At 71.9% G+C, this 22,055-nt stretch carries 17 protein-coding genes; 3 read left to right on the forward strand and 14 right to left on the reverse strand.

Features of this window, described 5'->3' with window-relative positions; genetic code table 11:
* The first annotated feature begins 261 nt into the window (after window positions 1–261).
* Window positions 262–1,662, forward strand: a complete 1,401-nt coding sequence (locus tag B086_RS0132455; RefSeq protein WP_026252993.1) for a hypothetical protein — start codon at window positions 262–264, stop codon at window positions 1,660–1,662.
* Between the two features lie 35 nt (window positions 1,663–1,697).
* Here B086_RS0132455 and B086_RS0132460 read toward each other — a convergent pair whose 3' ends face one another.
* The 3 genes from B086_RS0132460 to B086_RS0132470 all read right to left on the reverse strand — a co-directional run bounded on the left by B086_RS0132460 (window position 1,698) and on the right by B086_RS0132470 (window position 6,757).
* Complete coding sequence (locus B086_RS0132460) at window positions 1,698–2,831, reverse strand: amidase domain-containing protein (RefSeq protein ID WP_018570609.1); 1,134 nt, start codon at window positions 2,829–2,831, stop codon at window positions 1,698–1,700.
* Window positions 2,832–3,006: 175 nt separating this feature from the next.
* Window positions 3,007–4,302: a hypothetical protein gene (locus B086_RS0132465; protein WP_018570610.1), complete on the reverse strand. Its 1,296-nt coding sequence runs from the start codon at window positions 4,300–4,302 to the stop codon at window positions 3,007–3,009.
* Between the two features lie 94 nt (window positions 4,303–4,396).
* A complete protein-coding gene (locus B086_RS0132470) occupies window positions 4,397–6,757 on the reverse strand; it encodes a transglycosylase domain-containing protein (protein ID WP_018570611.1) in 2,361 nt (786 codons plus the stop codon).
* 297 nt (window positions 6,758–7,054) lie between these two features.
* On the opposite strand from B086_RS0132470, the gene B086_RS0132475 reads away from it, so the two are divergent.
* Window positions 7,055–7,276, forward strand: coding sequence for an FmdB family zinc ribbon protein (locus B086_RS0132475; protein ID WP_026252994.1), 222 nt, complete (start codon window positions 7,055–7,057; stop codon window positions 7,274–7,276).
* 6 nt (window positions 7,277–7,282) lie between these two features.
* On the opposite strand, the gene B086_RS0132480 is transcribed toward B086_RS0132475, so the two are convergent.
* Genes B086_RS0132480 through B086_RS0132490 form a run of 3 tightly spaced genes read right to left on the reverse strand, consistent with a single transcriptional unit; the run spans window position 7,283 to window position 11,778 of the window.
* Complete coding sequence (locus B086_RS0132480; RefSeq protein WP_018570613.1) at window positions 7,283–8,095, reverse strand: hypothetical protein; 813 nt, start codon at window positions 8,093–8,095, stop codon at window positions 7,283–7,285.
* The gene (locus B086_RS0132485) at window positions 8,095–10,572 is read right to left on the reverse strand and encodes a phosphoribosyltransferase (protein WP_018570614.1); all 2,478 of its coding nucleotides are present in this window, start codon (window positions 10,570–10,572) and stop codon (window positions 8,095–8,097) included. The genes B086_RS0132480 and B086_RS0132485 overlap by 1 nt, the downstream gene beginning before the upstream one ends.
* A 30-nt stretch (window positions 10,573–10,602) precedes the next feature.
* Complete coding sequence (locus tag B086_RS0132490; protein WP_018570615.1) at window positions 10,603–11,778, reverse strand: HpcH/HpaI aldolase/citrate lyase family protein; 1,176 nt, start codon at window positions 11,776–11,778, stop codon at window positions 10,603–10,605.
* Window positions 11,779–11,949: 171 nt separating this feature from the next.
* On the opposite strand from B086_RS0132490, the gene B086_RS0132495 reads away from it, so the two are divergent.
* Window positions 11,950–12,804, forward strand: a complete 855-nt coding sequence (locus tag B086_RS0132495; RefSeq protein ID WP_018570616.1) for a TerD family protein — start codon at window positions 11,950–11,952, stop codon at window positions 12,802–12,804.
* Window positions 12,805–12,831: 27 nt separating this feature from the next.
* On the opposite strand, the gene B086_RS0132500 is transcribed toward B086_RS0132495, so the two are convergent.
* From B086_RS0132500 to B086_RS0132535, 8 genes are all read right to left on the reverse strand, one after another.
* Entirely contained in the window at window positions 12,832–13,179 is a 348-nt protein-coding gene (locus B086_RS0132500; RefSeq protein ID WP_158690445.1) for a hypothetical protein, read from the reverse strand.
* A complete protein-coding gene (locus B086_RS41370) occupies window positions 13,172–17,044 on the reverse strand; it encodes a polymorphic toxin-type HINT domain-containing protein (protein WP_234029415.1) in 3,873 nt (1,290 codons plus the stop codon). Before B086_RS41370 ends, B086_RS0132500 begins: the two co-directional genes overlap by 8 nt.
* A 309-nt stretch (window positions 17,045–17,353) precedes the next feature.
* Window positions 17,354–18,091, reverse strand: a complete 738-nt coding sequence (locus tag B086_RS0132510; RefSeq protein ID WP_018570619.1) for a TerD family protein — start codon at window positions 18,089–18,091, stop codon at window positions 17,354–17,356.
* A 135-nt stretch (window positions 18,092–18,226) separates the two neighbouring features.
* Window positions 18,227–19,375, reverse strand: coding sequence for a DUF475 domain-containing protein (locus tag B086_RS0132515; protein WP_018570620.1), 1,149 nt, complete (start codon window positions 19,373–19,375; stop codon window positions 18,227–18,229).
* Window positions 19,376–19,447: 72 nt separating this feature from the next.
* Window positions 19,448–20,026 (reverse strand): TerD family protein, encoded by a 579-nt coding sequence (locus tag B086_RS0132520; RefSeq protein ID WP_018570621.1) that lies wholly within the window; start codon window positions 20,024–20,026, stop codon window positions 19,448–19,450.
* 100 nt (window positions 20,027–20,126) lie between these two features.
* Window positions 20,127–20,702: a TerD family protein gene (locus B086_RS0132525; RefSeq protein WP_018570622.1), complete on the reverse strand. Its 576-nt coding sequence runs from the start codon at window positions 20,700–20,702 to the stop codon at window positions 20,127–20,129.
* 161 nt (window positions 20,703–20,863) lie between these two features.
* Entirely contained in the window at window positions 20,864–21,322 is a 459-nt protein-coding gene (locus tag B086_RS0132530) for a peroxiredoxin (RefSeq protein WP_018570623.1), read from the reverse strand.
* A gap of 140 nt (window positions 21,323–21,462) precedes the next feature.
* Window positions 21,463–21,900, reverse strand: coding sequence for a DUF3052 domain-containing protein (locus B086_RS0132535; RefSeq protein ID WP_018570624.1), 438 nt, complete (start codon window positions 21,898–21,900; stop codon window positions 21,463–21,465).
* Window positions 21,901–22,055 lie beyond the last annotated feature (155 nt).

The raw sequence follows: 22,055 nt of genomic DNA on the forward strand, positions 1-22,055 counted from the left end.
CTGTCGTCAAATTCCCGCCTGCCCCGCGACGCCATGCACGCACTCTCGCCGCACCGGGACCCGACCCGAGTACGTCCAGTACGCGGGTCAGGACCCGGCACGCCGAGAGCACGCACCTGACGCCGCGAGGCCCGCCCTCCGGGCGGACGTCGGCAATTTGACGACAGGCCCTAGGACCGGCCCGTGTGTTCACCCTGTACAGGTGGGAGAATGTACCCACGCTGATTCAGGCGGGGCGGACGACGGCACGGGGAGAGGAATGTGACGGCCACACCGGCGGGACGGGCCACGGCGGCGGCACCGGCACCAGTGCGGCGGCCGCCCACGCCCGCCGGGCGCGCCGGGCGCGCCGCCGACGTGCTCGCCCTGGCGGTCCTGCCGCTGCTGGCCGCGCTCGCGCTGCCCGCCGCCTTCGCGGGCGGCGGCACCCGGCGCTGGTTCGGCGGCCGGGCCGAGAGCCAGCGGGCCGAGGCGCAGGCGGCCAAGGACGCGGCGGCGAGCGCCTTCTACGAGCTGGACACCGCCCAGCGCGACCTGCGGATCTCGATGGAGACCATCACCGCCGTCGACGACTCCCCGGCCGCCCGCCGCGCGGTCGCCGACTTCGAGGCGCTCGGGCAGCGCATCGACCAGGCCAGCGGCCGCTACATCCAGGCGGTCGACGCCACCGACCTGGACCGCGACGACCTGGAGGCGTCGGCCGCCTCCCGGGCGCGCGCCGATCTGACCGCCGCCAAGGACGAACTGCTGAACGTCAAGCGCGAGCTGGACCGTTTCAGCAGCGGTCTGGGGCCGCTGCTCGGCAAGGCCGAGACCCAGCTCGCGCGGCTCGCGCCCGCCGTGGAGCGCGCCCGGCAGGCGCTGCTGGCCGCGAGCAACGCGCTGGACGCGGTGCGCGGCGCGGGCCTGCGGGCCGACGACCTGGCCGCCCGGCTGGCCGCGCTCGCCCCGGAGTTGACGAAGCTGAACCAGGGCGCGGGGCAGCACGGCGTGCAGCCGACGCTGGAGCGGGCCGAGCGGGTGTCGCGGGAGGCGGCGGCCATCGGCGCCGAGGCCGGGCGGCTGCCGGAGAAGGCCGCCGAGATCGACCACCGGCTGGTGTCGCTGCGTACCCGCGCGCAGGCGCTGACCACCCGCAGCGGCCAGGTGGACCCGGTCCTGTCCGAGCTGCGGCGGCGGTTCACGATCGCCTGCTGGCAGGACCTCCAGCAGGTCCCCGAGCAGGCCGCTGAGAACGTCCGGCAGGCCGAGGCGAAGCTGACGGAGGCGCAGGCCGCGCGGGACGCGCAGCGCTGGCCGGACGCGACGGCGCTGCTGTCGACGGTGCGGGCGCTGCTGAACACCACCGACGAGGCGGTCTCGGCGGCCGGGGACCGGCTGAACCGGCTGAACGCGGTGCAGAAGGATCCGCAGGGCGAGATCGAGAAGACCCGGTTCGCGATCCGGGACGCGCAGCGGCTGGCGATGACGGGACGTACGACGCCCGATCCGCGGCACGCGCGCCCGCTGGACGACGCGGTGGCCCGGCTGGAGCGGGCGATCACGGGCCTGGAGGGGCGGCACCCGGACTACTGGCACTTCCTGACGGAGACCGACACGGTCCGGCGGACGGCCGCCCGGGTGGTGACGCAGATCCGCGAGGAGCGGGGAGCCGGCCACTGAGGCGAGGCCCCGGCCGGCTCCCGCTCCCGCGCGGCTCAGGTGCGATAGGCGAAGTAGTTGGCGTTCGGGTAGGAGGCGATGAGGCTCGCCACCGACCGGTTGTAGGTGTTGGTGGAGTGGTACGACACGTACGGCACGCCCTGCGGGCTGCGGTAGGTGACGATCATGGAGTGGTCCTTGGACCCGTCCCGGTTGAAGTCCACCTGGAGCACGTCGCCGACGTCCATCTGGTAGACGTACGGCAGGCCGGTGACCCGCTTGGAGGACAGGGCGAACCAGGAGAACTCGTTGACCCCGACGAACGAGTCCGACTGGATCTCGTTGTTGCCGAACCAGTTGTGGAAGTCGTTCGTGTAACCGGGGACGTGCTTCCAGCCGCCGGCCTTCAGGGACTGGCTGACGAAGTTGGTGCAGTCGCCGCCGGCGCCCTGGCCGTCGAAGCTCGGGTAGTCGGGGTTGTACTTGCTCCAGTACTTCTGCGCGTACGCGGCCATGGCCTGGTAGTCGTACGTGCCCGACGTCAGGTTCTTCTTGTTGGCCGGTGCGTTCTTCGCCGTGGACGAGCGGGTCGCCTCCGGCGGGTTGCCGTCGTCGGCGGGCGTCTCCGGCTTGGTGGCCGGCGGCGGCGCGGGCTGGTTCACGGCCACGCCGTCGTCGGTGTCGTGGATGCTGGTGAGCTGCCAGTTGCCGTGCTTGTCGGCCTGGAAGGACAGCTCGTGGTGGGCCTGGAAGCCGGTGTTCTTCGGCTCGTTGCCCCGGACCCTGGCATAGGTCAGCGTCGTGTTCTCGGTGACGGCGACCTTGGCGTTGCGGCCCTTGACCTGGGTGGCGTTCAGCGTGACGGTGGTGCTGCCCGCGCTGTACTTCTCGCCCAGCTTCTCCAGCCGGTCCTTGCGGCCGCGCAGCTGGCTCAGCGCGGAGTCCTCGTACTTGGACTGCGTGCCGGACAGGCGGACCTTGCCGGAGAAGCGCGAGGACAGCCGCTGGTGGTGCCCCTGCTTCCCCTGCTTGCCGCCCTTGCCGCCGTCGACCAGGGCCTCGGTGCGGTCGGTGAAGACCGCGTCCGCCAGCTTCTGGAAGGTGGCCTTGGTGGCCGCGTCGACCGTCGGGTCGTCGGTGACCGCCGCGCCCGCGCTCCAGTTGGGCACCAGCACGACGCCGGCGACCACCGAGGCGGCAGCGGCGGTGACTATGGTGGCGCGACGCCGCTTACGGCTCAGTTTTCTTGATTTCAATGATGATCCCCTCTACGCCGGTACACCTACCGGGCGGACGCATCTTCGCATGGGGCGAACGCCGGTTGTGAAGAGGGTGTGCGCAAGTGGAACCAAGGGGTTACACGGGTCACTTGACCACCGTGGACCAGTCCGGCGACTGCGCCGGATCCAGTCCGCGCAGGGCTTGCAGGGTCTCCGGCTTCTGCACGTCCATCCAGTCCGCCAGCTCCTTGAACGACACGCACTTGACGCCCGGTTTGACGCAGACCTTCTTGATGACCTGGTCGATGGACTTCATGTAGATGCCGCCGTTCCAGTCCTCGAAGTGGTTGCCGATGAACAGCGGTGCCCGGCTGCCGTAGTAGGCGCGGTTGAAGCCCGCCATGTAGGAGTCGACGGTCTGCTTCTCCCACTGCGGGTACTTGGCGGGGTCGCCCTTGGTCTCGCCCGCCGACTGGTTGTAGAGGAAGTTGAAGTCCATGGACAGGCCCTGGTACTTGCCGTCCTCGTACGGGAGCATCTGGAGCGGGAAGTCCCAGATGCCGTTCTTCTTGGCGGGCCAGATCTGGAAGTCGCCCGGCGAGGAGGCGTCGTAGCGCCAGCCGTAGTCCTTCATCGCCTTCAGCAGGTTGGGCTGGCCCTCCAGGCAGGGCGCCCGGCCGCCGGTGACCTCCTTGCGGAAGTCGAAGGGCAGCGGCGGGATGTCGGTGAAGCCGGTGTTGGTCTTCCACTTCTCCACGAAGTCGTAGAACTGGTCGATCTCGCTCTTCCACTCCTCCACGCTCCAGTCGCCGCCGCCCTTGGCGCCGCAGAAGTGGCCGTTGAAGTGGGTGCCGATCTCGTTGCCCTCCTGGTAGGCCGTGCGCAACTGGCCGAGGGTGTCGCGGATGTGCTCGTCGGTGGCGTAGTCGATGGCCGCGTCGCCGGGTTCGTGCATCGGCGGGTGGTAGAGCGTCTTCTTGTCCTTGGGCAGCAGGTAGATCCCGGTGAGGAAGAAGGTCATGTGGGCCTTGTACTGCTTGGCCAGCTCCCGGTAGTGCGAGAACAGGTGGTCGCTGCCCTCCAGGGCGCCGTCCCAGGAGAACACCACGAACTGCGGCGGCTTCTCACCCGGTTTGAGCGGGACCGGCTTGAACTCTCCCTGCTGCGGACCCGTGTAAGAAGTGGAGCCGTCGCCGAGCACCTTGACCTTGCCGTCCCAGGCGGGCTCCTTGCTCGCCGCGGCCGACGGGGCGGGGCCCTTGGTGGCGGTCCCCCCGGCCCCGTCGGACGCGGTGGGCGCGGTGGAGTCGGGGCGGGTCAGGGCGAGGAAGCCGGCCACCACGGAGGCGACGACCAGGAAGGCGGCCAGAGTGATGAACTGCGGTCGGGTGGGTCGGCGGCGTGCGGGCGCCTTGCGGCGTCGGCCGGGGGGCGGCTTCATGGGCGGCTCGAATCTGCGTGGTGGGCTGCGGGAGACTGCTGCGGGGAGCGGGCGGCTCGCGGATCAGCCGTGCGGCACCGGGGCGCCGCGCGGGTCAGCCGAGTGGCGCCATGGCACCCTCCCAGATGGAGTACGGCACACCGCCGGGCATCGTCTCGTCGATCCCCTTCAGCGGCAGCGGTTCGAGGCTCTTGGCCAGGTCCATGCGGTAGACGACGACGGCCGTGGTCACCTTGCGCGCGCTGCCCACGTACCAGGCGGCCGTGTCGTCCTCGGTGGTGCCCCGCTTGCCGGTGACCCGTGCCTGGGCGGGGGCCGCGTCCGGATGGGCGGTGCGGAAGGCGTCGGCGAGCGCGTCGTCCACCTGCTGGGCGGTCCGGGTACTGACCGCCTGCCCGCTGAGCGGGCGGTCCACGGGCACGGTGGCGCCGTTGCGGGTGATGCGCTGCACCGAGTACGGCTCGGTGTGCACGCCCGCGGCGGCGAAGGTGGCGTAGCCGCTGGCCATACGGATGGCGCTCGGCCGGGAGTTCCCCTGGGTCAGCGCGGGCACCTGCGGGCCCAGGCTGGAGGAGAGCAGTCCGGAGGCGACGGCGGTCTGTTTCACCTTGTCCAGGCCGGTGTCCATGCCGAGCTGCATGAACGGCGTGTTCACCGACTGGGCGAGGGCCTTGCGCAGGGTGATCTTGCCGTAGGACTTCTTGTCGTCGTTGTGGGCGGCGACCTTGCGGCCGCTGCGGTCCCAGTAGGGGCCCTCGGGGGTGCTGACGGGCACGGCGTCGTCCCCGTCGTAGACGGTGTCCGGGGAGATCTGCTGGCGCGGGGCGTCGCGCTGTTTGACGACGCCGTGTTCGAGACCGGCCGCGTAGACGAACGGCTGGAAGGCCGAACCGGCGGGTACGGTCGCCGCGTTGGACTCGTTGAAGCCCTGGGTGCGGTGGTCGGGGCCGCCGTAGACGGCGAGGATGCGGCCGTCGGTGTCCACCGAGGCGGCGCCGTAGTGGGCGGTCTTCGCGGCGCCCGCGTCGCTCTTCTTCGCCTTGTTGCGGGCCTTGGTGACGATGTCGGTGAGCGCGCTCTCGCGCTTGCGGTCGAAGGTCGTGTAGATCTGGTAGCCGCCCAGGTCGAAGTCCTTGTCCGACAGGTGCGCGGTGTTCTTGACGCTCTGCGAGGCGAGTTCGACCAGGTAGTCGCTCTGCTGGCCGGTGTCGGAGAGCGGGTTGCGCTGGAGCGGCTCGGGGAAGGTGGTGTAACCGGCGCGCTCCTTCTCCGACAGCTTGCCGATCTTGACCATGCGGTCCAGGGTCCACTTCCAGCGTTTGACGGCGCGGGCGTGGTTCTTCGGGCCGAGCGTGGGGTCGTAGAGGCCGGCGCCCTTGAGCAGGGAGGCGAGGAAGGCGGCCTCGCTGGCGTTGAGCCGGCTGACGTCCTTGCCGTAGTAGGCCTGGGAGGCGCGCTGGATGCCGTAGGTGCCGCGGCCGAACCAGCTGGTGTTGAGGTAGCCCTCCAGGATCTTGTCCTTGCTCATCCTGTTGTCGAGCTTGAGGGCGATCATCGCCTCGGTGAACTTGCGGCTGACGGTCTGGTTCTGGGTCAGGTAGACGTTCTTGACGTACTGCTGGGTGATGGTCGAGCCGCCCTCGGTGTCGCCCTGGCCGACCGTGCGCCACAGGGCGCGGGTGATGCCCTTGAAGGAGATGCCCGGATCGCTGTAGAAGCTCTCGTTCTCGGCGGCCAGCACCGCCCAGCGCACGTCCTCGGGGATGTCCTGCAACGGCATCGCCTGCCGCTGTACCCAGCCGGTGCGGGCCATGGGGGTGCCGTCGGACCAGAAGTAGACGTTGTCCTGCTGGGTGGCGTACGAGTTGAGGTTGTCCGGGATGTCCGTGGCGGCGTAGGCGACGACCAGGAACAGGGTGGTCAGGCCGATCCCGGAGAAGGCCACGCCGATCCACTGCCGCCAGGAGGGCAGCCAGCGGCGCCAGCCGGTGCGGCCGCGGCGCGGGTAGACCGGCTTCAGCTTCCGGGCGTACGGCGCGATCACCGCGAACAGCGGGGCCAGCCGCCGGGCGACCGGGGCGAGGACCCCGGCGACGGCCGGGGGCAGGACGCGGGAGCGGCGCGGCTTGCGGCGGCTGCGGCGCTCGGCCCGGCCGCCGGTGGCGTCGTCCTTCGCGGACGCCGACCGCAGCTGGGCGACGCGCAGTTGCATGGTCTCGTGGGGCTGCGGCGGCGGCTCGCCGGACTCCCCCGGCTCCGGTGCCTCGCCGCCCGGGTCCGCCCGCGGGGGTCCGGCGGCCGGTCCTGCGGTCCTGCGGTCGGCGGGCCGCAGCCGGGCGGGCAGCCTTCTGCGCAGCGCGCCGACGTTCAACTGCATGGTCTCGTCCGCCCGTACGGGCGGGCGGGACTCGTCCGTCCCGGGGTCCGGCGCACGGTCCTGCGCGCGGTCCGGCACGGCGCGGCGTATTCGGGGTGGGCGGCCTTCCTCCGGAAGGTCTCCCCCCTGCCCTGCCTCGGTCACGACTGCGTCTCCCTCCGCACCCCGTGTTGCTCGCGCGGGTCGACACAGCCGCCGCAACCGCGGCCGCCGGCCCCCTCACTCCCAGCCGCTTCGCGGCTCGCACGGCCATACAAAATTATCAGCCGTCTTTTCAATTTCTCCGCAGGAGAACGGGACAGAACAGAACACACAAGGAACACCCAGCATTGTGTCCCCCGTCACGCCCGCCGGGGCCTGGCCTAACCTGGTCGCATGCCTCGTTACGAGTACCGCTGCCGCAGCTGCGGCGACACCTTCGAACTGAACCGTCCCATGGCGCAGTCGGCCGACCCGGCCACCTGCCCGGCCGGACACGGCGACACGGTCAAGCTGCTGTCCACGGTCGCGGTGGGCGGCTCGGCGAGCGCCCCCCGCTCCCAGGGCGCGGGCGGCGGGGGCGGGGGCGGCTGCTGCGGCGGTGGCTGCTGCGGCTGACCCGTCCTACGCGGGCCTGCGGGCCGCCGCGAGGAACTCGCGCAGGATGCGCTCCCCGGCCAGCACCCCGCGCTCGGGCAGCGCGCTGATGCCGGGGGCCGTCCAGCCGCTCTCCGCCAGTTCGCCGTGGCCCGGCCGCCAGCCGCGGTCCACGGCCTCCAGCAGATCGGCGTCCAGCAGCGAGTCGCCCGCCCCGAGCACCCGCTCCGCGCCGGTGCGGCGGACGACCTCGCGCACCGCCGCGCCCTTCGTGAGCGGCCTGGGCACGGCGTAGATCTTGCGGCCCTGGAGCGAGACCGTCCAGCCACGGCCCTGCGCCCACCCGGCCAGCTCCTTCACCCACTGCTCCGGGAGCAGTTCGCGCTCCACCACGAGATAGGCGAACAGATCCTCGGCGACCCGGTGCTTGCGCGCCCACACCGGGTCGGCGCTGCGCAGCAGATGCTCGCGGACCTCGGCGAGCGGCGCGCACTCCGCGGCCAGCCGCGCGGTCACCCGCCGGTGCCAGTCGGCGTCGGACACACCGTCCACCAGCAGATGGCCGCCGTTGGCGCAGATCGCGTACTCCGGCTGCGGGCCCGGCAGGTTGATGCGCAGGTACTGCTTGCGGGTGCGGGTGGTGGTGGGCACGAAGGTGGCCGCGTCGCCGAGTTCGGTCAGCAGGGCGGCCGCCGTCTCCGTCAGATAGGACAGCGGTCTGCTCTCGTGCACCTCCACGCACAGCAGCCGCGGGGCGCGCGCGTCCGGCATGGTCAGGGCCAGTGCCCCGGCCGAGTAGATGAGCGTACGGTCCAGGTCACTCGCCACCATGACCGTCATCAGCGGGTCACCGCCTTGCCGTCGGCGCCGGTCGCCCCGCGCGTGTAGCGGGGGTGGATCAGCCCCACGCAGGTGTACGGCAGGCCGTCCACCTCCTCGACCGGCACCCCGCGCTGCCCGGCCAGCAGGCGTACGTGGTCCAGGTCAGCGCCCGCGCCGGTCCGGGCGAGGATCTTCCACGGCACCCGGCGCAGCAGCACCCGGGTGGTCTCGCCGACGCCCGGCTTGACCAGGTTCACGTCGTGGATGCCGTACTCCTCGCTGATCCGCTCGACGGCCGCCCAGCCCGCCCAGGTCGGGGCGCGGTCACCGGCCAGCAGCTCCTTGACGGCCATCTGCACGGTCTCGGCGGCCTCGGGGAAGCGGGCCGAGACGGCGTCGAGGAAGGCGTTCGAGAGGTCGGCACCGGCCAGTTCGCGGTAGAACTTCGCGCCGTGGAAGTCGTCCGGGCCGACCAGGTCGGCGCGCAGCACGGTGCGCGATATCAGCCCGGAGACGGTGGAGTTGAGGCAGGCGGAGGGGATGAGGAAGTCGTCCCGGGTGCCGTAGGTGCGCACGCAGGCGCCCGGGTCGGCGAGCACCGCGATCTCCGGGTCGAAGCCCGGGGCGCCGCCCTGCTCCTCGAACCGGGCGATGGCGTCGGCGAGTTCGCGGGTGATGGCGCCCTTGCCGGTCCAGCCGTCCACGAAGACGACGTCGGCCGGGTCGTGGTGGGCGGCCAGCCAGCGCAGCGCGTTGGCGTCGATGCCCCGGCCGCGCACGATCGACACCGCGTAGTGCGGCAGGTCGAGGCCGTGCCGGAAGGCGGCCCAGCGGCGCATCAGCACCCCGACGGGGGTGCCCGCGCGGGCCAGCGAGACCAGGACGGGGCGCGGGGAGCGCTCGGCGAGGACCAGTTCGGTGACCGCGCCGACGCCGCGCGCGAGCCGGTCGGCGGAGGCGGTGAGCGCGGAGTGGAACAGCTCCTGGTACTCCGCGCTGGGCTGGTACTCCACCGGCAGCGACTCGGCGTAGTGCGCTCCGCCGCGCTGGATGGCCTCCTCGCGCTCCTCGGTGGGCGCCTCCAGCGTCACGTCCGAGAGGTCCTGGAGCAGCCAGCCGACCTCCTCGGGCGCGTACGAGGAGAAGTCGGGGCCGCGCAGGGGCTCGGGCAGCATGGGGGAACCTTCCGGGCGGGAGGCGGGAACAGCCGGGTGGGCGGCGGGGACGTACGCGGGGACGACGGCGAGCAGCACGTGCGGGGTGTGCTCGGCGAGGCGGGCGAGCAGGCCGTCGGAGGCGTGCAGCGCGGGCGTGTCGGCGGCCGAGTCGACGACGGCGAGGACGGCGTCGAAGCCGCCGCCCGCCACGTTGTAGGCGTAGCGCTCGCCGGGTCCGTCGGCCGGGTCGTCGTGCGCGGGGAAGACCAGGCGGCTGCGGATGGCGTAGCCGGGGTCGTCCACGGCGAGGACGGGCGAGCGGGTGGTGGTGGAGGAGCGCACCTCGGCGCCGGTGGTCCGCTCCAGCTCGTGGGCGAGCCGCAGCGGCGCGTACATCAGTTCCTCGCAGCCGAGGACCAGGATCCGGCGGACACCGGCGGGCAGCGCGGCGGCGAGCCGGGCCGCCATGCCGGGCAGGGCGCGCTCCAGGCGGGCGCGGTGGGCCGGGGTGAAGCCGTGCCGTCCGCCGTCGGGGAGGCCGGCGGGCCAGTCGAGTCCGACGCGGGTGATCCGGCCGCGGGCGCGCCCGGCGGGCAGCGTGGCGGGGCCGGGCGCCGCCGTCTCGTGGCGGGCGACCAGGTCCCGGCCCTTGTCCAGCACGCCGTCGGGGAGCCGGACGGTGCCGGAGGCGGCGGCGACCAGATCGACGCGGGCGCCGATGCTCCGGGCGAAGTCGTCCAGGCGGGCGGTGTCGGCCGGTGAGCGCATGTCCACCAGGGCGACCACGACGTAGCGCTCGCGCGGATGGCGGGCGTGCAGGTCGCGGATGGTGTTCAGGACGGTGCTGCCGGTGGAGAACTCGTCGTCCACCAGCACCAGCGGGCCGCCGCCGGACAGCAGCGCCGGGTCCTCGGGGAGCAGCAGGTGCGAGGTGGCGTGGGAGTGGGACTCCTCGAAGCCGCCGGCCGGGGCGACGCCGGGCACGGGCCTGCGGGTGGAGTGCAGGTACGGCACCGGGCCCAGACCGTCGGCGACCGAGTGGCCGAGTCCGGTGGCGGTCTCCGCGTAGCCGAGGACGACCGCTCCGGCAGTGTCGCGCTCGCCGAGCAGGGCGCGGACCCGGCGGCCCAGGGCGAGGCCGTGCCCGTGGACCACCGCGGGCGACTGCGGTACGTGCTTGCCGAGGACGTACGAGACGAGCAGGTGGGCCCGCTTGGGGTTGCGGCGCAGCGCGAGGCCCAGCAGGTCCTTGAGCTCGCCGCCGCCCACGAGGTCCACACCGAGCCGCTCGGCGACCCAGTCGCCGGACCAGATGCCGTCGTGCACTGCCTTGTTCATGCGTTCCTAGGGGAGGGGGGTGGGGGCCGGTCAGCGGTCGGCGGGGATGCCCGCGGCGAGCAGTTCCACGAAGCCGATGTCCTCCCGGGCGACGCCGAAGACCTCGGCGCGCAGCAGGGTCCGCTCGGCCCAGGCGCGGTGCGGCTTCACCTCGTTCATCTTGTTCGTGTACGCCGACCTGAGCACGCCCCCGCCGCCGCGCTCGGGGCGCAGGATGTCGGCCGCGTCGCTGTACTCCTCGTGGCTGACGACGGACAGCGCGTGCACGGGCAGGACGTGCGAGGGGTGGATGCAGGTCTTGCCGAGCAGCCCGTTGGCCTGGTCCAGGGTGATCTCCCGCAGCAGCCCGTCCATCGCGTGTTCGATCAGTGTCGCGCGCAGGCCCGCGGCCTGCACCTCCAGGAAGGGGCTCTGGCGCAACTGCGGCTTGAACATGCGCTCCTGTGCCCGGAAGTACTCCCACACCGGGCCGGTCACGGTGAATCCGGTGCCGTCGGCCCGGCCCAGCATGTTGACCACGTCGGCGATGACGGAGGCGACGACCTGGACGTCGTAGGCCGTCATGTCGGGGGCCCGGCGCAGTCCGTAGGAGGAGCAGAAGTCGGTCACGCCCAGGCGCAGCGCCAGCACCCGGTCGCGGTACTTGTCGACCGCGCGGAAGATGCCCTCCAGGGTCTCCACGCGGGTCTCCCGGTAGAGCAGTTCGGGCGATTCCAGGACGGGCATGGCGAACAGCCGCCGGCCGCAGTCGGCCTCGGCCGCCTGGACGGCCTCCAGGAAGCCGAGGCCGCGTTCGCCGGTGAACTTCGGCAGCACAAAACCGGACAGCAGCCGGACCGAGGGGCCCAGGCGGCGCACCAGGTCGGGTATCTGGCGGGCGGTACGGACCCGGATGAACAGCAGCGGGAGCCCGGTGTCCGCCGGGAGCGCGGCCAGCGCGGCGAACTGCCGGACGAGGTTCGCCTCGCCCTCCGCCACGTCGGCGTCGCCGATCGAGTCCTCCAGGCACAGCACCATGGAGACGACCCCGCGGGCGGCCTGCTTGGTGATGTCCTCGGCCAGGCTCGGGCGGGTGGCCGGGCTGTAGAGGGTGGCGCCCAGGGCGGTGGAGAGCAGCCGGGCCGGGGAATCGGCGGTGAACTCGGCCGGTTCCCGGTGGAAGAGCCGCTGCCGTGCCTCAGGGGCGAGGTGCCCGAAATGACGCATGTAGCTCCCCTGTGGTGACGCCCGGCGGAAAATAGGTGGCCGGTAATAGTACGTACATACCGGTGTCGGCGGTTCCCGCCGGGCGTGAACTTCTGATGACGGGCGCCCGCCACCGTAGCGGGGTGCCGGGCCGCGTTGTCGTGAGCAGGACCGAGCAGGCAGGATGACGGCATGACGCGCGCGATGCTGAAGGGGTCGAACGTCCCGGTGGAAGCCGCCACGGTACGGGCCGTGGTGCGCTGGACGCCGGGCCAGGGGGTGCCGGACGTCGACGCGTCGGCGCTGCTCCTCGGCCCTGGGGGGCGGGTCCGCTCCGACGAGGACTTCGTCTTCTACAACCAGCCCCGGCATCCCTCCGGGACGGTCTGGCGGCTGGGCAAGCGGCGGGTCGCGGAGGGCCTGACCGACACCGTCCGGGCCGAGCTGACCGGGGTGGAGCCGGAGATCGGCCGGATCCTGCTGGTCGCCTCGGCGGACGGCGTCGCCTTCGACCGCGTCCCGGCGCTGAGCATCCTGCTGTACGACGCGGCGGGCGGCGACGACGAGCCGCTCGCGTCCTTCGACATCAAGCCCGAGACCGGCCAGGAGACCGCGCTGATCTGCGGCGAGCTGTACCGCCGCGGCGAGGGCTGGAAGTTCCGGGCGCTGGGCGAGGGCTACTCGAACGGGCTGAAGGGCCTGGCCACGGACTTCGGGATCTCGGTGGACGAGGCGGCGGAGGCGGCCGACGGCAGCGCGGCGGACGCGGCCACCGCCCCGGCGGCCCAGCCGCTGCCCCCGGAGCAGCCCACATACGCCCATCCCCCGCAGCCGCCGCAGACCGCGGCGCCGCAGCAGCCGCCGCGCACGACGGCGGCCCAGCCCTCCTACGGCTATCCGCAGCCCGGCTACGGCTATCCGCAGCAGCCCGCGCCGGTGTCCGCGGGCGCCGCGCCGGGCGGCTACGGCTATCCGCAGCCGGCCGGTTCCGCCCCGGACCCGGACTTCCGGCTGCCCCCGCAGGGGCCGCAGTTCATCGGCCGCTGAGCCACCGGTGACCCGCGGCCCCCGCGCTCACACCGGCCGGGCGAGCAGCGCGAGCAGGCGGACCATCCGCTCCAGCGTGCCGATGTACGCACGGTAGTCGTCCACCAGCTCCGCGTCGCCGCCCCGCTGCGGGCCGAGCCCGTCGAGGTCCCGCCGCAGCGTCTCGGCCTCCAGGAGCAGCGCGCCGGTCCCCGGCACCTCGGCGGCGCCGATCCGGCCGTCCCGCACCCGTGCCGCGTACCCCGCGGCGTACCCGTCGAGGTCGAGCAGGCGGGAGTTCCAGTCGCGCAGCTCCTCCCCTCGGGGTAGAGCGGGGTACGGCAGGGCCCGGAAGGCGTCGAAGGCGGCGCGGAACTCGGCCATGGTGTCAGTCATGCCAGGTGACGATCTTTCCGTCCTTGGTGTAGATCCCCTCACCACCGAACAGGCCGCCCCGGATCTTCCACCCCATCTCGCCGTTCCGCAGCTTCCACTCGATGCGGTCCCCGGGCTTGGTCTTGTTCCAGAGGTCCATCGCTTCCTTGGTGTACTCGGCGAGCGTCCTGCCCTTGCCGTGCTTGTCGAGATGGTAGACCGCCGTCTCCTCCGCACTGCCGAACGTCGCCGGGTCCCAGTGCTGGAGCGCGTCCGCGTCCTTGCCGCAGAACTTGCCCGCGTTGTGCACCAGCACCGCGGTGTCCCCGGCGAGGACGTAGTAGGTGTGCAGCTCCGCGACCGTCAGGTTGTAGACCCGCTGGCCGGGGGCGGTCCAGGCACTGGCCGCCGTGATCCGCGGCCGATCGCCGGTATCGGTGCGCAGACGCATGCCGGGGGTGAGCCGGTCCGCGTCGAGCCATGCGCCGCGGCCGTCCGTCACCCAGAAGGGATGCTTGTCGGTGGCGACCACCGTGCCGCCGCGTCCGGCCGCCGAGCGGCCGACCGCGACGCCGACGAGGACCTTGCGTCCCTGGCCGGTGATGGTCGCCTCGACGGGCTCCGCCACCGTCCGACCGGACTCCGGGTCGGTGGCCATCACACGGTCGCCGACGCGGATGTCCTCGATGGCTCTGGTCCGCCGGCCGGCCAGCAGCACCCGGGTGCCGGGCGCGAAGCTGTTGCACGGCGACTTCTTCAGGAACTTGTACCTGAGGGCGTGCAGTGCAAGGTCCTTCATGCACGAGGAGTCGAACTTGTCGAGGCACTTCTGGATCTCGTCGACACCCACGTACCAGGCGATCAGGCGGTCCAGGTAGGTCGTGGTGATGCAGCCCATGCCGCCGGCGCCGTCACCGCCGCACACCAGGATGGTGTCACCGGCCTTGATGTCGCCGTTGAACGCGTGCTCCCGGCGGAACTGGAACAGCCGCTTCTCCAGTGCCTTGCGCAGTTCCTTGTCGGAGAGCGGCTTGCTCGGGTCCTTGACCTCCGCCTGGATCTGCGCCTTGAGTTCGGCCACCAGCTTGTCCGCGGCGGCCTTCATGGCCTCCGCCGATGCCTTGGCCGCCGCCGCGGCGTCCCTGCCCGCGGCCCGCGCCGAGGCCGCCGCCTGGTACGAGGCCGTGCTCGCCTGCGCAGAGTAACCGGAGGCGACCGCCGCGGAATGCTCCGCCTGCTGCGCGGAGTGGGCCGCCGACCGCGCGTCCTGCTGGGCGGAGGCCGCCGCGTTCCTGGCGGTCCTCGCGGACTCGGCGGCACGGTCGGCGGAGGCCGCCGCATCGTCGGCGGACTTGTCGGCCTGCTGAGCGTAGTCGGACGCCTTCTTCGCGGAATCCTTCGCCTTGTCGGCCCACTCCACCGCCTTGGCGGCGTCCTTGCGGGCCTCGGCCGCCACGCGCTGCGCCTCGGCGGCGTCCTTGTGGGCGAGCGCCGCCGACTTGTAGGCGGCCAGCAGCAGGGTGTTGATCTCCGCGAGGTGGGACGCGGCGTTGGCATCCCGCTGCCTGGCCCGGTACAGGCCCACCTGGAGGAAGGACCGCAGTCCGGCGGGCGGTCCGGTCAGCGCGGCCTGCGCGGCGGCCCTGACCTCCGGCCCGCCGGACGCCAGGGCCTCGGAGACAGCGACCCGGTCGTCGTCCTCGCGCGCCGTGTACTGGCCGGACTCCAGGAACTCCTGGAGATCGGCGGCGGTGCCGTCCAGCGCCTTGCTGCCGGCCGCCTTCACCCCCGGCCCGCCCTCGGCCATGATCTTGCCGACGGCGATCCGGTCGTCGTCCTCCTTGCCCGGGTAGGCCCGGGTGCGCAGCCACTCGCGCACCTGGCCGACCGGCTTGTCCAGCACATCGAGGGCGGCCTGCCGCTGAGCCGGCTTGTCGCTGGTCTCGGCGATGTACGCGACGCTCGCGCGGTCGTCCTGTTCCAGCGCGATGTCCAGGCCGGTGCGCACGAACTCGGCCACATCCGCGTCCGTACCGGTCACGGCCATCTCGGCCGCGTCCTTCACCCAGGTGCCCCCGCTGGTGAGCAGGTTGACGGCAGCCTGCCGGCCCTTGGCGGCCGTGATCTGCGGGTCGGTCGACGCGGCGGCGTCCTGCACGAGCCGACGGGTCTCGGCGTCCAGCTGCTGGATCCGGCCCGCCTCCCACACGGCCTGGGCGACCTGCGCGGCATGCTCCTTGGCGGCCTCCTCGGCGGCGAGGACATCCTCGTCCTGCTGCTCGGCCAGCCGCTCGGCGTCCGCCTTCTGGGCCAGGTCGGCCACGGTCGCCGCCTGGTCGGCCGCGGTCTGCGCGGCGTTCGCGGCCGTCGTCGCCTCGTTGGCGGCGGCCGTCGACTCCTTGGCCGCGTCCACCGCCTTGCCCGCCTCGTCGGCGGCCTTGTCCGCGGCCTTCGCCGCCGCTTCCGCGTGCGCGGCGGCCGCGTTGGCCGCGTCGCGCGACTGCCGGGCCGCCTTGGCCGCCTGGTTGGCGTTGGCCTGCGCGGCGCCCGCCGCCCGGGTGGCCTGGTCGGCCAGCCGCTTGGCCCGCGCCGCCGCCTGCTGCGCCTCGGTGCTCTTGGAACCGGCTTCGCCGGCCCACCGGCCCGCGTCGGCCGCGGCGGCGGCGGCAGCGGCCGCGTTGGCACCCGCCGACGCGGCGGCACCGGCCGCCTTCGCCGCGTTCTCGGCGGCGATGCCCGCCTGATCAGCGGCGTCCGCCGCCTTCTTGGCGCCCGACGCGGCCTGGCGTGCGTTCTCCGCCGCCTGCCGCGCCTGCTTGGCCCGGGAGGCGTCACCGGCCGCCGCCGCCGCGGCCGACCGCGCCGAGGACGCCGCACTGCCCGCGCGCCCGGCCGCGTACGCCGCCTGCGCCGCGGCACTCGCCGCCACCCTCGCGGTCCGGTTCGCGGCAGCCGCCGCCGACACCGCCGTACGTGCCGCCTGTGCCGCCCGGTCCGCCGCGGCCGCCGCGCGCGAGGCGGCCGCCGCCGCACGCCCGGCCGACTCCTTGGAATCCTGTGCCTCCTTGGCCGCCACCAGGGCGGCCGCCTTGGCCGCCTGTGTGGCCGCCTCCGCCTTGGCTGCCTCCTCCTTGGCCTTGTCCGTCAGCTCCCTGGCCTGCTTCTGCGCGTGATCGGCCAGGTCGGCCAGCTGGGAGACGGTCAGCGTCTCCTGGTCCCGGGCGGAGGCGACCTGCCATCCGTCGTCCAGGAACGCCTGTACGTCTTCCGGCGTCCCGTCCAGCGCCTGCTGCGCCGCCTGCCTGACGTTCGGACCGCCCGCCGCCATCAGCCGCAGCACCTGGACCCGGTTGTCGTCCTCACGGGGCCGGAACTGGCCCTCGTCGAGAAACGCCTGCCAGTCGTCGGGCGTCCCGTCCAGCGCCTTGGCCGCCGCGGCCTTCACCCCCGGACCGCCGTACGCCATGACCTGGGCGACCTGGACCCGCAGATCCTCGTCGTAGGGCGCCTCGAACCCCTCGTCGAGGAACGCCGTCAGCTGGTCGGCGCCGCCGCTCAGCGCGGTGTTCGCCGCCGAGCGAACCCCGGGGCCGCCGATGGCCATCACCTGGGCGACCTGGACCCGCAGGTCCTCCTCCTCCAGGACGGGCAGGTCCTTGCCCATGAACGTCTGGATGTCCTGGTCGGAGCCCAGCAGGGCGGCCTCGGCCGCCCGCTTCACCCCTGGGCCCGCGGCGTCCCACACCTCCAGAACGTCCGCTCTGCCGTACACCGGCGCCGTGTCGGCCGCGGCCGGGCGCAGGTCCAGTCCCAGGAGCAGGACCAGGGCCGCGAGCGTCATCGCGACGCCACGCCGGCCCGGTCTGGCCCGGAGTCCGATTGCCAATGCCTTCTCTCCTTCTCCCTGACCGTCCGACCGCCGGTGCGGCGGACGGGGGCGGTCCGGGGAAGGTACGGCTGCACGGCACTCCTGGAGGGGTGCTCCCGCGACCAGGAAAGCGGTCGATCACCGACAGCCCGTACGACACCTTGTGCGTCCCCCGCGTACGGACCGCCCTGATCCGCACCCCCCTGCCCGGCACGCGCGAACGCGACGAAGACAGGTGCGACAAAGTTGGTGATCACTGCATGTGCTTGATCATGTGCACAGCAATCTAGCAGTCGGGCCCGGCTGCCGTACCGGCCGCGCCCTCGCCTACCGGTCCGCCTTCGACTTGTAGCCCCGGCCCCACTGGAGTCCCCAGCCGTAGAGCCGGTCCAGCTCCGACTGGAAGCCGTAGACGAACTTGACCTCGCGGCGCACCAGCAGTTCGCCCTTCACGTTCTCGATGAGGACGACCGCGCAGGAGCGGGCCTGGGGGTGGCGTTCGTCGAGGCCGATCTCGATGCGCGGGCCGTTGCTCGGGTAGAGCGTGACGACGGCGTGGGTGCGGTCGAAGGCCGGTGTCTGGTCGTAGATGTAGACGAAGACCAGCATCCGCTTGATGTCGTCGCGGTGGTCGAGGTTGACGTAGATCGTCTCGCCGGACGCGGAGCCGAACCGGTCGTCGCCGCTGAGCTTGATGTACGGCGGGCCGTTCACATCGCCCAGCAGGTTGCCGAGGGGCTGGACGACGCCCTTGGTGCCGTCCGCCAGCTCGTACAGGCAGCCGAGGTCCAGGTCGACGTTGACCATGGACTGGCTGTGGCCCTGCACCTCCGGCGGTTTGAGCGCCTTGAACGGGTGGCGCAGCAGGCTCTCCCGGGCGGCGCCGCCGAAGTCCGAGGTGCGCATCCGCCAGTTCAGGTTGATGCGCAGATTGCCGGTGGCCGCGCCCTGTTTGGTCAGCGACACCTGGGCGTGCCGTTTGGTCAGCTCGATCGCGTTGGACGCGGCGCTGCCCGAGTCGAACTCGGCCAGGCGTCCGCCGCGCAGACCGTCGAAGAATCCCATCTTCCCCCCACCTTCACCGCGCTCGTCCACCCCCGTCCACATGCTCGCGGGGCGGCCGGTCGGACGCACCCGGCTCGGCTGCCGTGCGGTCCCGTCGGCCGCCCCGCTCAGAGCGTTCCCGTACCGGGTGGGGCGTCACACCCCGGACTGCACCTCAGTCTTCTCCCCCGAGCCCGCCGCTTTTCCCTCCGCGGCCTCCAGCGCGCGGTTGCGCCGGACCGAGGACCAGAAGGACCAGGCGATCAGGACCACGCCGACCAGGCCGGTGATGACCTCGTTGATCTCGTACCGGATGGTGACCATGAGGATCACGGCCAGCGCGCCGATCGCGTAGTGGGCGCCGTGCTCCAGGTAGACGTAGTCGTCGAGGGTGCCCTGGCGGACCAGGTAGACGGTGAGGGACCGGACGTACATGGCGCCGATGCCGAGGCCGAGGGCCATCAGGACGATGTCGTTGGTGATGGCGAAGGCGCCGATGACACCGTCGAAGGAGAAGGACGCGTCCAGGACCTCCAGGTAGAGGAACATGAAGAACGCGGCCTGGCCGGCCAGCTTCACGGCCGAGCGCTGCTTTCCGCTGCGGGCGGCCTCTTCCTCCTCCTCGTGCTCGCGTTCCTCGTCCTCCTCCAGGCGGTCCTCGAAGAACCCGGAGAGACCGCCGACGATCATGTACGTGATCAGACCGGCGATACCGGCGATCAGTACGGTCTGCGCCTTGTCCGCGTGCGCGCCGCCGTGCTGGTGGGCGTGGGTGGCGAAGGTGAAGGAGGTGATCAGCAGGACGATCAGGGAGATGCAGACCGACAGCATGTCGACCTTGCCGAGCTTGGCCAGGGGCCGCTCGATCCAGCGCAGCCACTGGATGTCCCGGTCCTCGAAGATGAAGTCGAGGAAGATCATCAGCAGGAACATGCCACCGAAGGCGGCGATCGCCGGGTGCGCGTCGGTGACCAGCTGCTGGTACTGGTCCTTGTCGTCGAACGCCAGCCGGACGGCCTCGATGGGGCCCATCTTGGCGGTGACGGCGACGATGACGACGGGGAACACCAGCCGCATACCGAAGACCGCGATCAGCACGCCCACCGTGAGGAAGATCTTCTGCCAGAAGGCATTCATCTTCTTCAGGATCCCGGCGTTGACCACCGCGTTGTCGAAGGAGAGCGAGATCTCCAGGACGGCGAGGATCGCCACGACCCCGAAGGCGGTCCACCCCCCGTAGAACGCGGCCGCGATCAGGCCGAGCACGGTGATCGCGAACGACCAGCCGAAGGTTTTCAGAAGCACTGGCTACCCAATCCCTTAAGTACGGGTCTCCCCCGTCGCCTGTACGGGTCTCCCCCGTCGCCGCACTCGGCTTTACGAAACGTTGACTCCGAAGTCTAGAGCGATACCGCGCAGTCCGGAGGCGTACCCCTGTCCCACGGCCCGGAACTTCCATTCGCCCTGGTAGCGGTAGAGCTCGCCGAAGATCATCGCCGTCTCGGTGGAGGCGTCCTCGCTCAGGTCGTAGCGCGCGAGCTCCTGGCCGTCGGCCTGGTTGACCACGCGGATGAAGGCGTTGCTCACCTGTCCGAAGGTCTGGCCGCGCTCGTCGGCCATGTGGATCGAGACCGGGAAGACGATCTTCTCGCAGCGGTCCGGGACCCGGGCGAGGTCGACCAGGATCGACTCGTCGTCGCCCTCGCCCTCACCGGTGAGGTTGTCACCGGTGTGCTCCACGGAGCCGTCGGGGCTGGTGAGCTGGTTGTAGAAGACGAACCACTCGTCGCCCAGCACTCGGTTCCCGGCGCCGCACAGCAGGGCGCTGGCGTCCAGGTCGAAGGGGGCTCCGGTGGTGGAGCGCGCGTCCCAGCCGAGCCCGACCAGGACGTTGGTCAGGTTGGGTGCGGCCTTGGACAGGGAGACGTTGCCTCCCTTGGCGAGCGTGACGCCCATGCTGCTGGTCCTCCCCGTGGGTGGTGCCTGTGTCGGTGTCCTGCGCGTCCGGCGCCGCGCTGGGACGCGCGGCGCCGGACGGTCGGGCGTGGTGCGGAACTCAGACGTTGACGCCGAAGTCCTGGGCGATACCGCGCAGGCCGGAGGCGTACCCCTGGCCGATGGCGCGGAACTTCCACTCCGCGCCGTTGCGGTACAGCTCGCCGAAGACCATGGCGGTCTCCGTGGAGGCGTCCTCGCTCAGGTCGTAGCGGGCGATCTCCGCGCCGCCGGCCTGGTTCACCACGCGGATGTAGGCGTTGCGGACCTGGCCGAAGGACTGCTGGCGGGTCTCGGCGTCGTAGATGGAGACCGGGAAGACGATCTTCTCGACGTCGGCCGGGACGCCCGCGAGGTTGACCTTGATCACCTCGTCGTCGCCCTCGCCCTCACCGGTGAGGTTGTCACCGGTGTGCTCCACGGAGCCGTCGGGGCTCTTGAGGTTGTTGAAGAAGACGAAGTTCTGGTCGCTGCCGACCTTGCCGGCGCTGTTCAGCAGCAGCGCGCTGGCATCGAGGTCGAAGCCGGTGCCGGTCGTCGTCCGGGCGTCCCAGCCCAGGCCGACGAGGACCGCGGTCAGGCCCGGCGCCTCCTTCGAAAGCGATACGTTGCCGCCCTTGCTGAGGCTGACTCCCACGAGTCCTCCATTGGTGTCCGGGGGCGGGGAGCCCCGTCGTGCATCGGATATGGGATCAACGTGTCGATCCTAGTGACGGGTTCCCGCCCCTCGCAGGCCGTGTGACCGAAGATTCCCAGGTGTCGGGTCCTCCCGGGTCCGCGGCAGGGGGCGGGGGCGGCTCACAGGGCGCCGAGCGCCGTCACGTACTCGTTCAGGTCGCGGGCGTCCGGCAGGCCGTTGACGACGGTCCAGCGCACCACGCCCTCCTTGTCGACGATGAAGGTGCCGCGCACGGCGCAACCCTTGCCCTCGTCGAGGACGCCGTAGGCGCGCGAGGTCTCGCCGTGCGGCCAGAAGTCGCTGAGCAGCGGGTACTCCAGGCCCTCCTGCTCGGCGAAGACGCGCAGGGTGTGGATGGAGTCGTTGGAGACGGCGAGCAGCTGGGTGTCGTCGTTGACGAACTTCGGCAGGTTGTCGCGCAGCGCGCACAGCTCGCCGGTGCACACACCGGTGAAGGCGAACGGGTAGAAGAGCACCACCACGTTCTTCTCGCCGCGGAAGTCGGACAGCCGTACGGTGCGGCCGTGGTTGTCCTTCAGCTCGAAGTCGGGTGCCTTGTCGCCGACCTGGATCGCCATCGCGCTGCTTCCCTTCGGTGGGGCTGTTCGGGTGAGACCACCCTACGCAGCGCACACCGCGCACCCGCGGACGGGCCGATACGCGCCGGCCCGTCCGGGGCTCCGCCGGGCGCCCGCGGGCACGGCCCGCGGGACGGAGGCTACTTCTTGGGCTTGGCCGCCTTCGGCGTGAGCAGCCTGGTGCCGTTCCAGTCCTTGCCCACGCTGACGCTCTTGGTCTGCGACAGACCCGCCGTCGTCGCGGCCTCGCCGATGTCGCTGGGTTCGACGTATCCGTCCCGGCCGGTCTTCGGCGTCAGGAGCAGGATCTCGCCGCCCTCGTCGAGGAACCCCAGGGCGTCGACCAGCGCGTCCGTCAGGTCGCCGTCCTCGTCGCGGAACCACAGCACCGCGGCGTCGGCCACGTCGTCGTAGTCCTCGTCGACGAGGTCCTGTCCGATGACTTCCTCGATGGACTCGCGGAGCTCCTGGTCGACGTCGTCGTCGTAGCCGATCTCCTGGACCACCTGTCCGGGCTGGAATCCCAGCCTGGCGGCCGGGTTAGTCCGCTCCTCCGCGTGGTCCGCGGTCGCGCTCACGGGTTGCCTCCTGATGGTGTTGCGATTGGGTCTTCAGCCACGCGCGTGCGCGAAGCATTGGCCGTAGTCCACACGGGCGGGCCGGATCGCGCAAGTACCCGGCGCTCCGGACCGCCGAAACGGTGACGTTCCCGGCTGTGTCGCCGCAACTCCTG

Source organism: Streptomyces sp. PsTaAH-124 (assembly GCF_000373685.1).
GTDB lineage: Bacteria > Actinomycetota > Actinomycetes > Streptomycetales > Streptomycetaceae > Streptomyces > Streptomyces andamanensis.

What these genes read in the sequence shown, in the direction of transcription:
- B086_RS0132465 (WP_018570610.1), bottom strand. Translation starts at nt 4,302, where the DNA reads ATGAAGCCGCCCCCCGGCCGACGCCGCAAGGCGCCCGCACGCCGCCGA.
- B086_RS0132475 (WP_026252994.1), top strand. Translation starts at nt 7,055, where the DNA reads ATGCCTCGTTACGAGTACCGCTGCCGCAGCTGCGGCGACACCTTCGAA.
- B086_RS0132480 (WP_018570613.1), bottom strand. Translation starts at nt 8,095, where the DNA reads ATGACGGTCATGGTGGCGAGTGACCTGGACCGTACGCTCATCTACTCG.
- B086_RS0132485 (WP_018570614.1), bottom strand. Translation starts at nt 10,572, where the DNA reads ATGAACAAGGCAGTGCACGACGGCATCTGGTCCGGCGACTGGGTCGCC.
- B086_RS0132490 (WP_018570615.1), bottom strand. Translation starts at nt 11,778, where the DNA reads ATGCGTCATTTCGGGCACCTCGCCCCTGAGGCACGGCAGCGGCTCTTC.
- B086_RS0132495 (WP_018570616.1), top strand. Translation starts at nt 11,950, where the DNA reads ATGACGCGCGCGATGCTGAAGGGGTCGAACGTCCCGGTGGAAGCCGCC.
- B086_RS0132500 (WP_158690445.1), bottom strand. Translation starts at nt 13,179, where the DNA reads ATGACTGACACCATGGCCGAGTTCCGCGCCGCCTTCGACGCCTTCCGG.
- B086_RS0132510 (WP_018570619.1), bottom strand. Translation starts at nt 18,091, where the DNA reads ATGGGATTCTTCGACGGTCTGCGCGGCGGACGCCTGGCCGAGTTCGAC.
- B086_RS0132520 (WP_018570621.1), bottom strand. Translation starts at nt 20,026, where the DNA reads ATGGGCGTCACGCTCGCCAAGGGAGGCAACGTCTCCCTGTCCAAGGCC.
- B086_RS0132530 (WP_018570623.1), bottom strand. Translation starts at nt 21,322, where the DNA reads ATGGCGATCCAGGTCGGCGACAAGGCACCCGACTTCGAGCTGAAGGAC.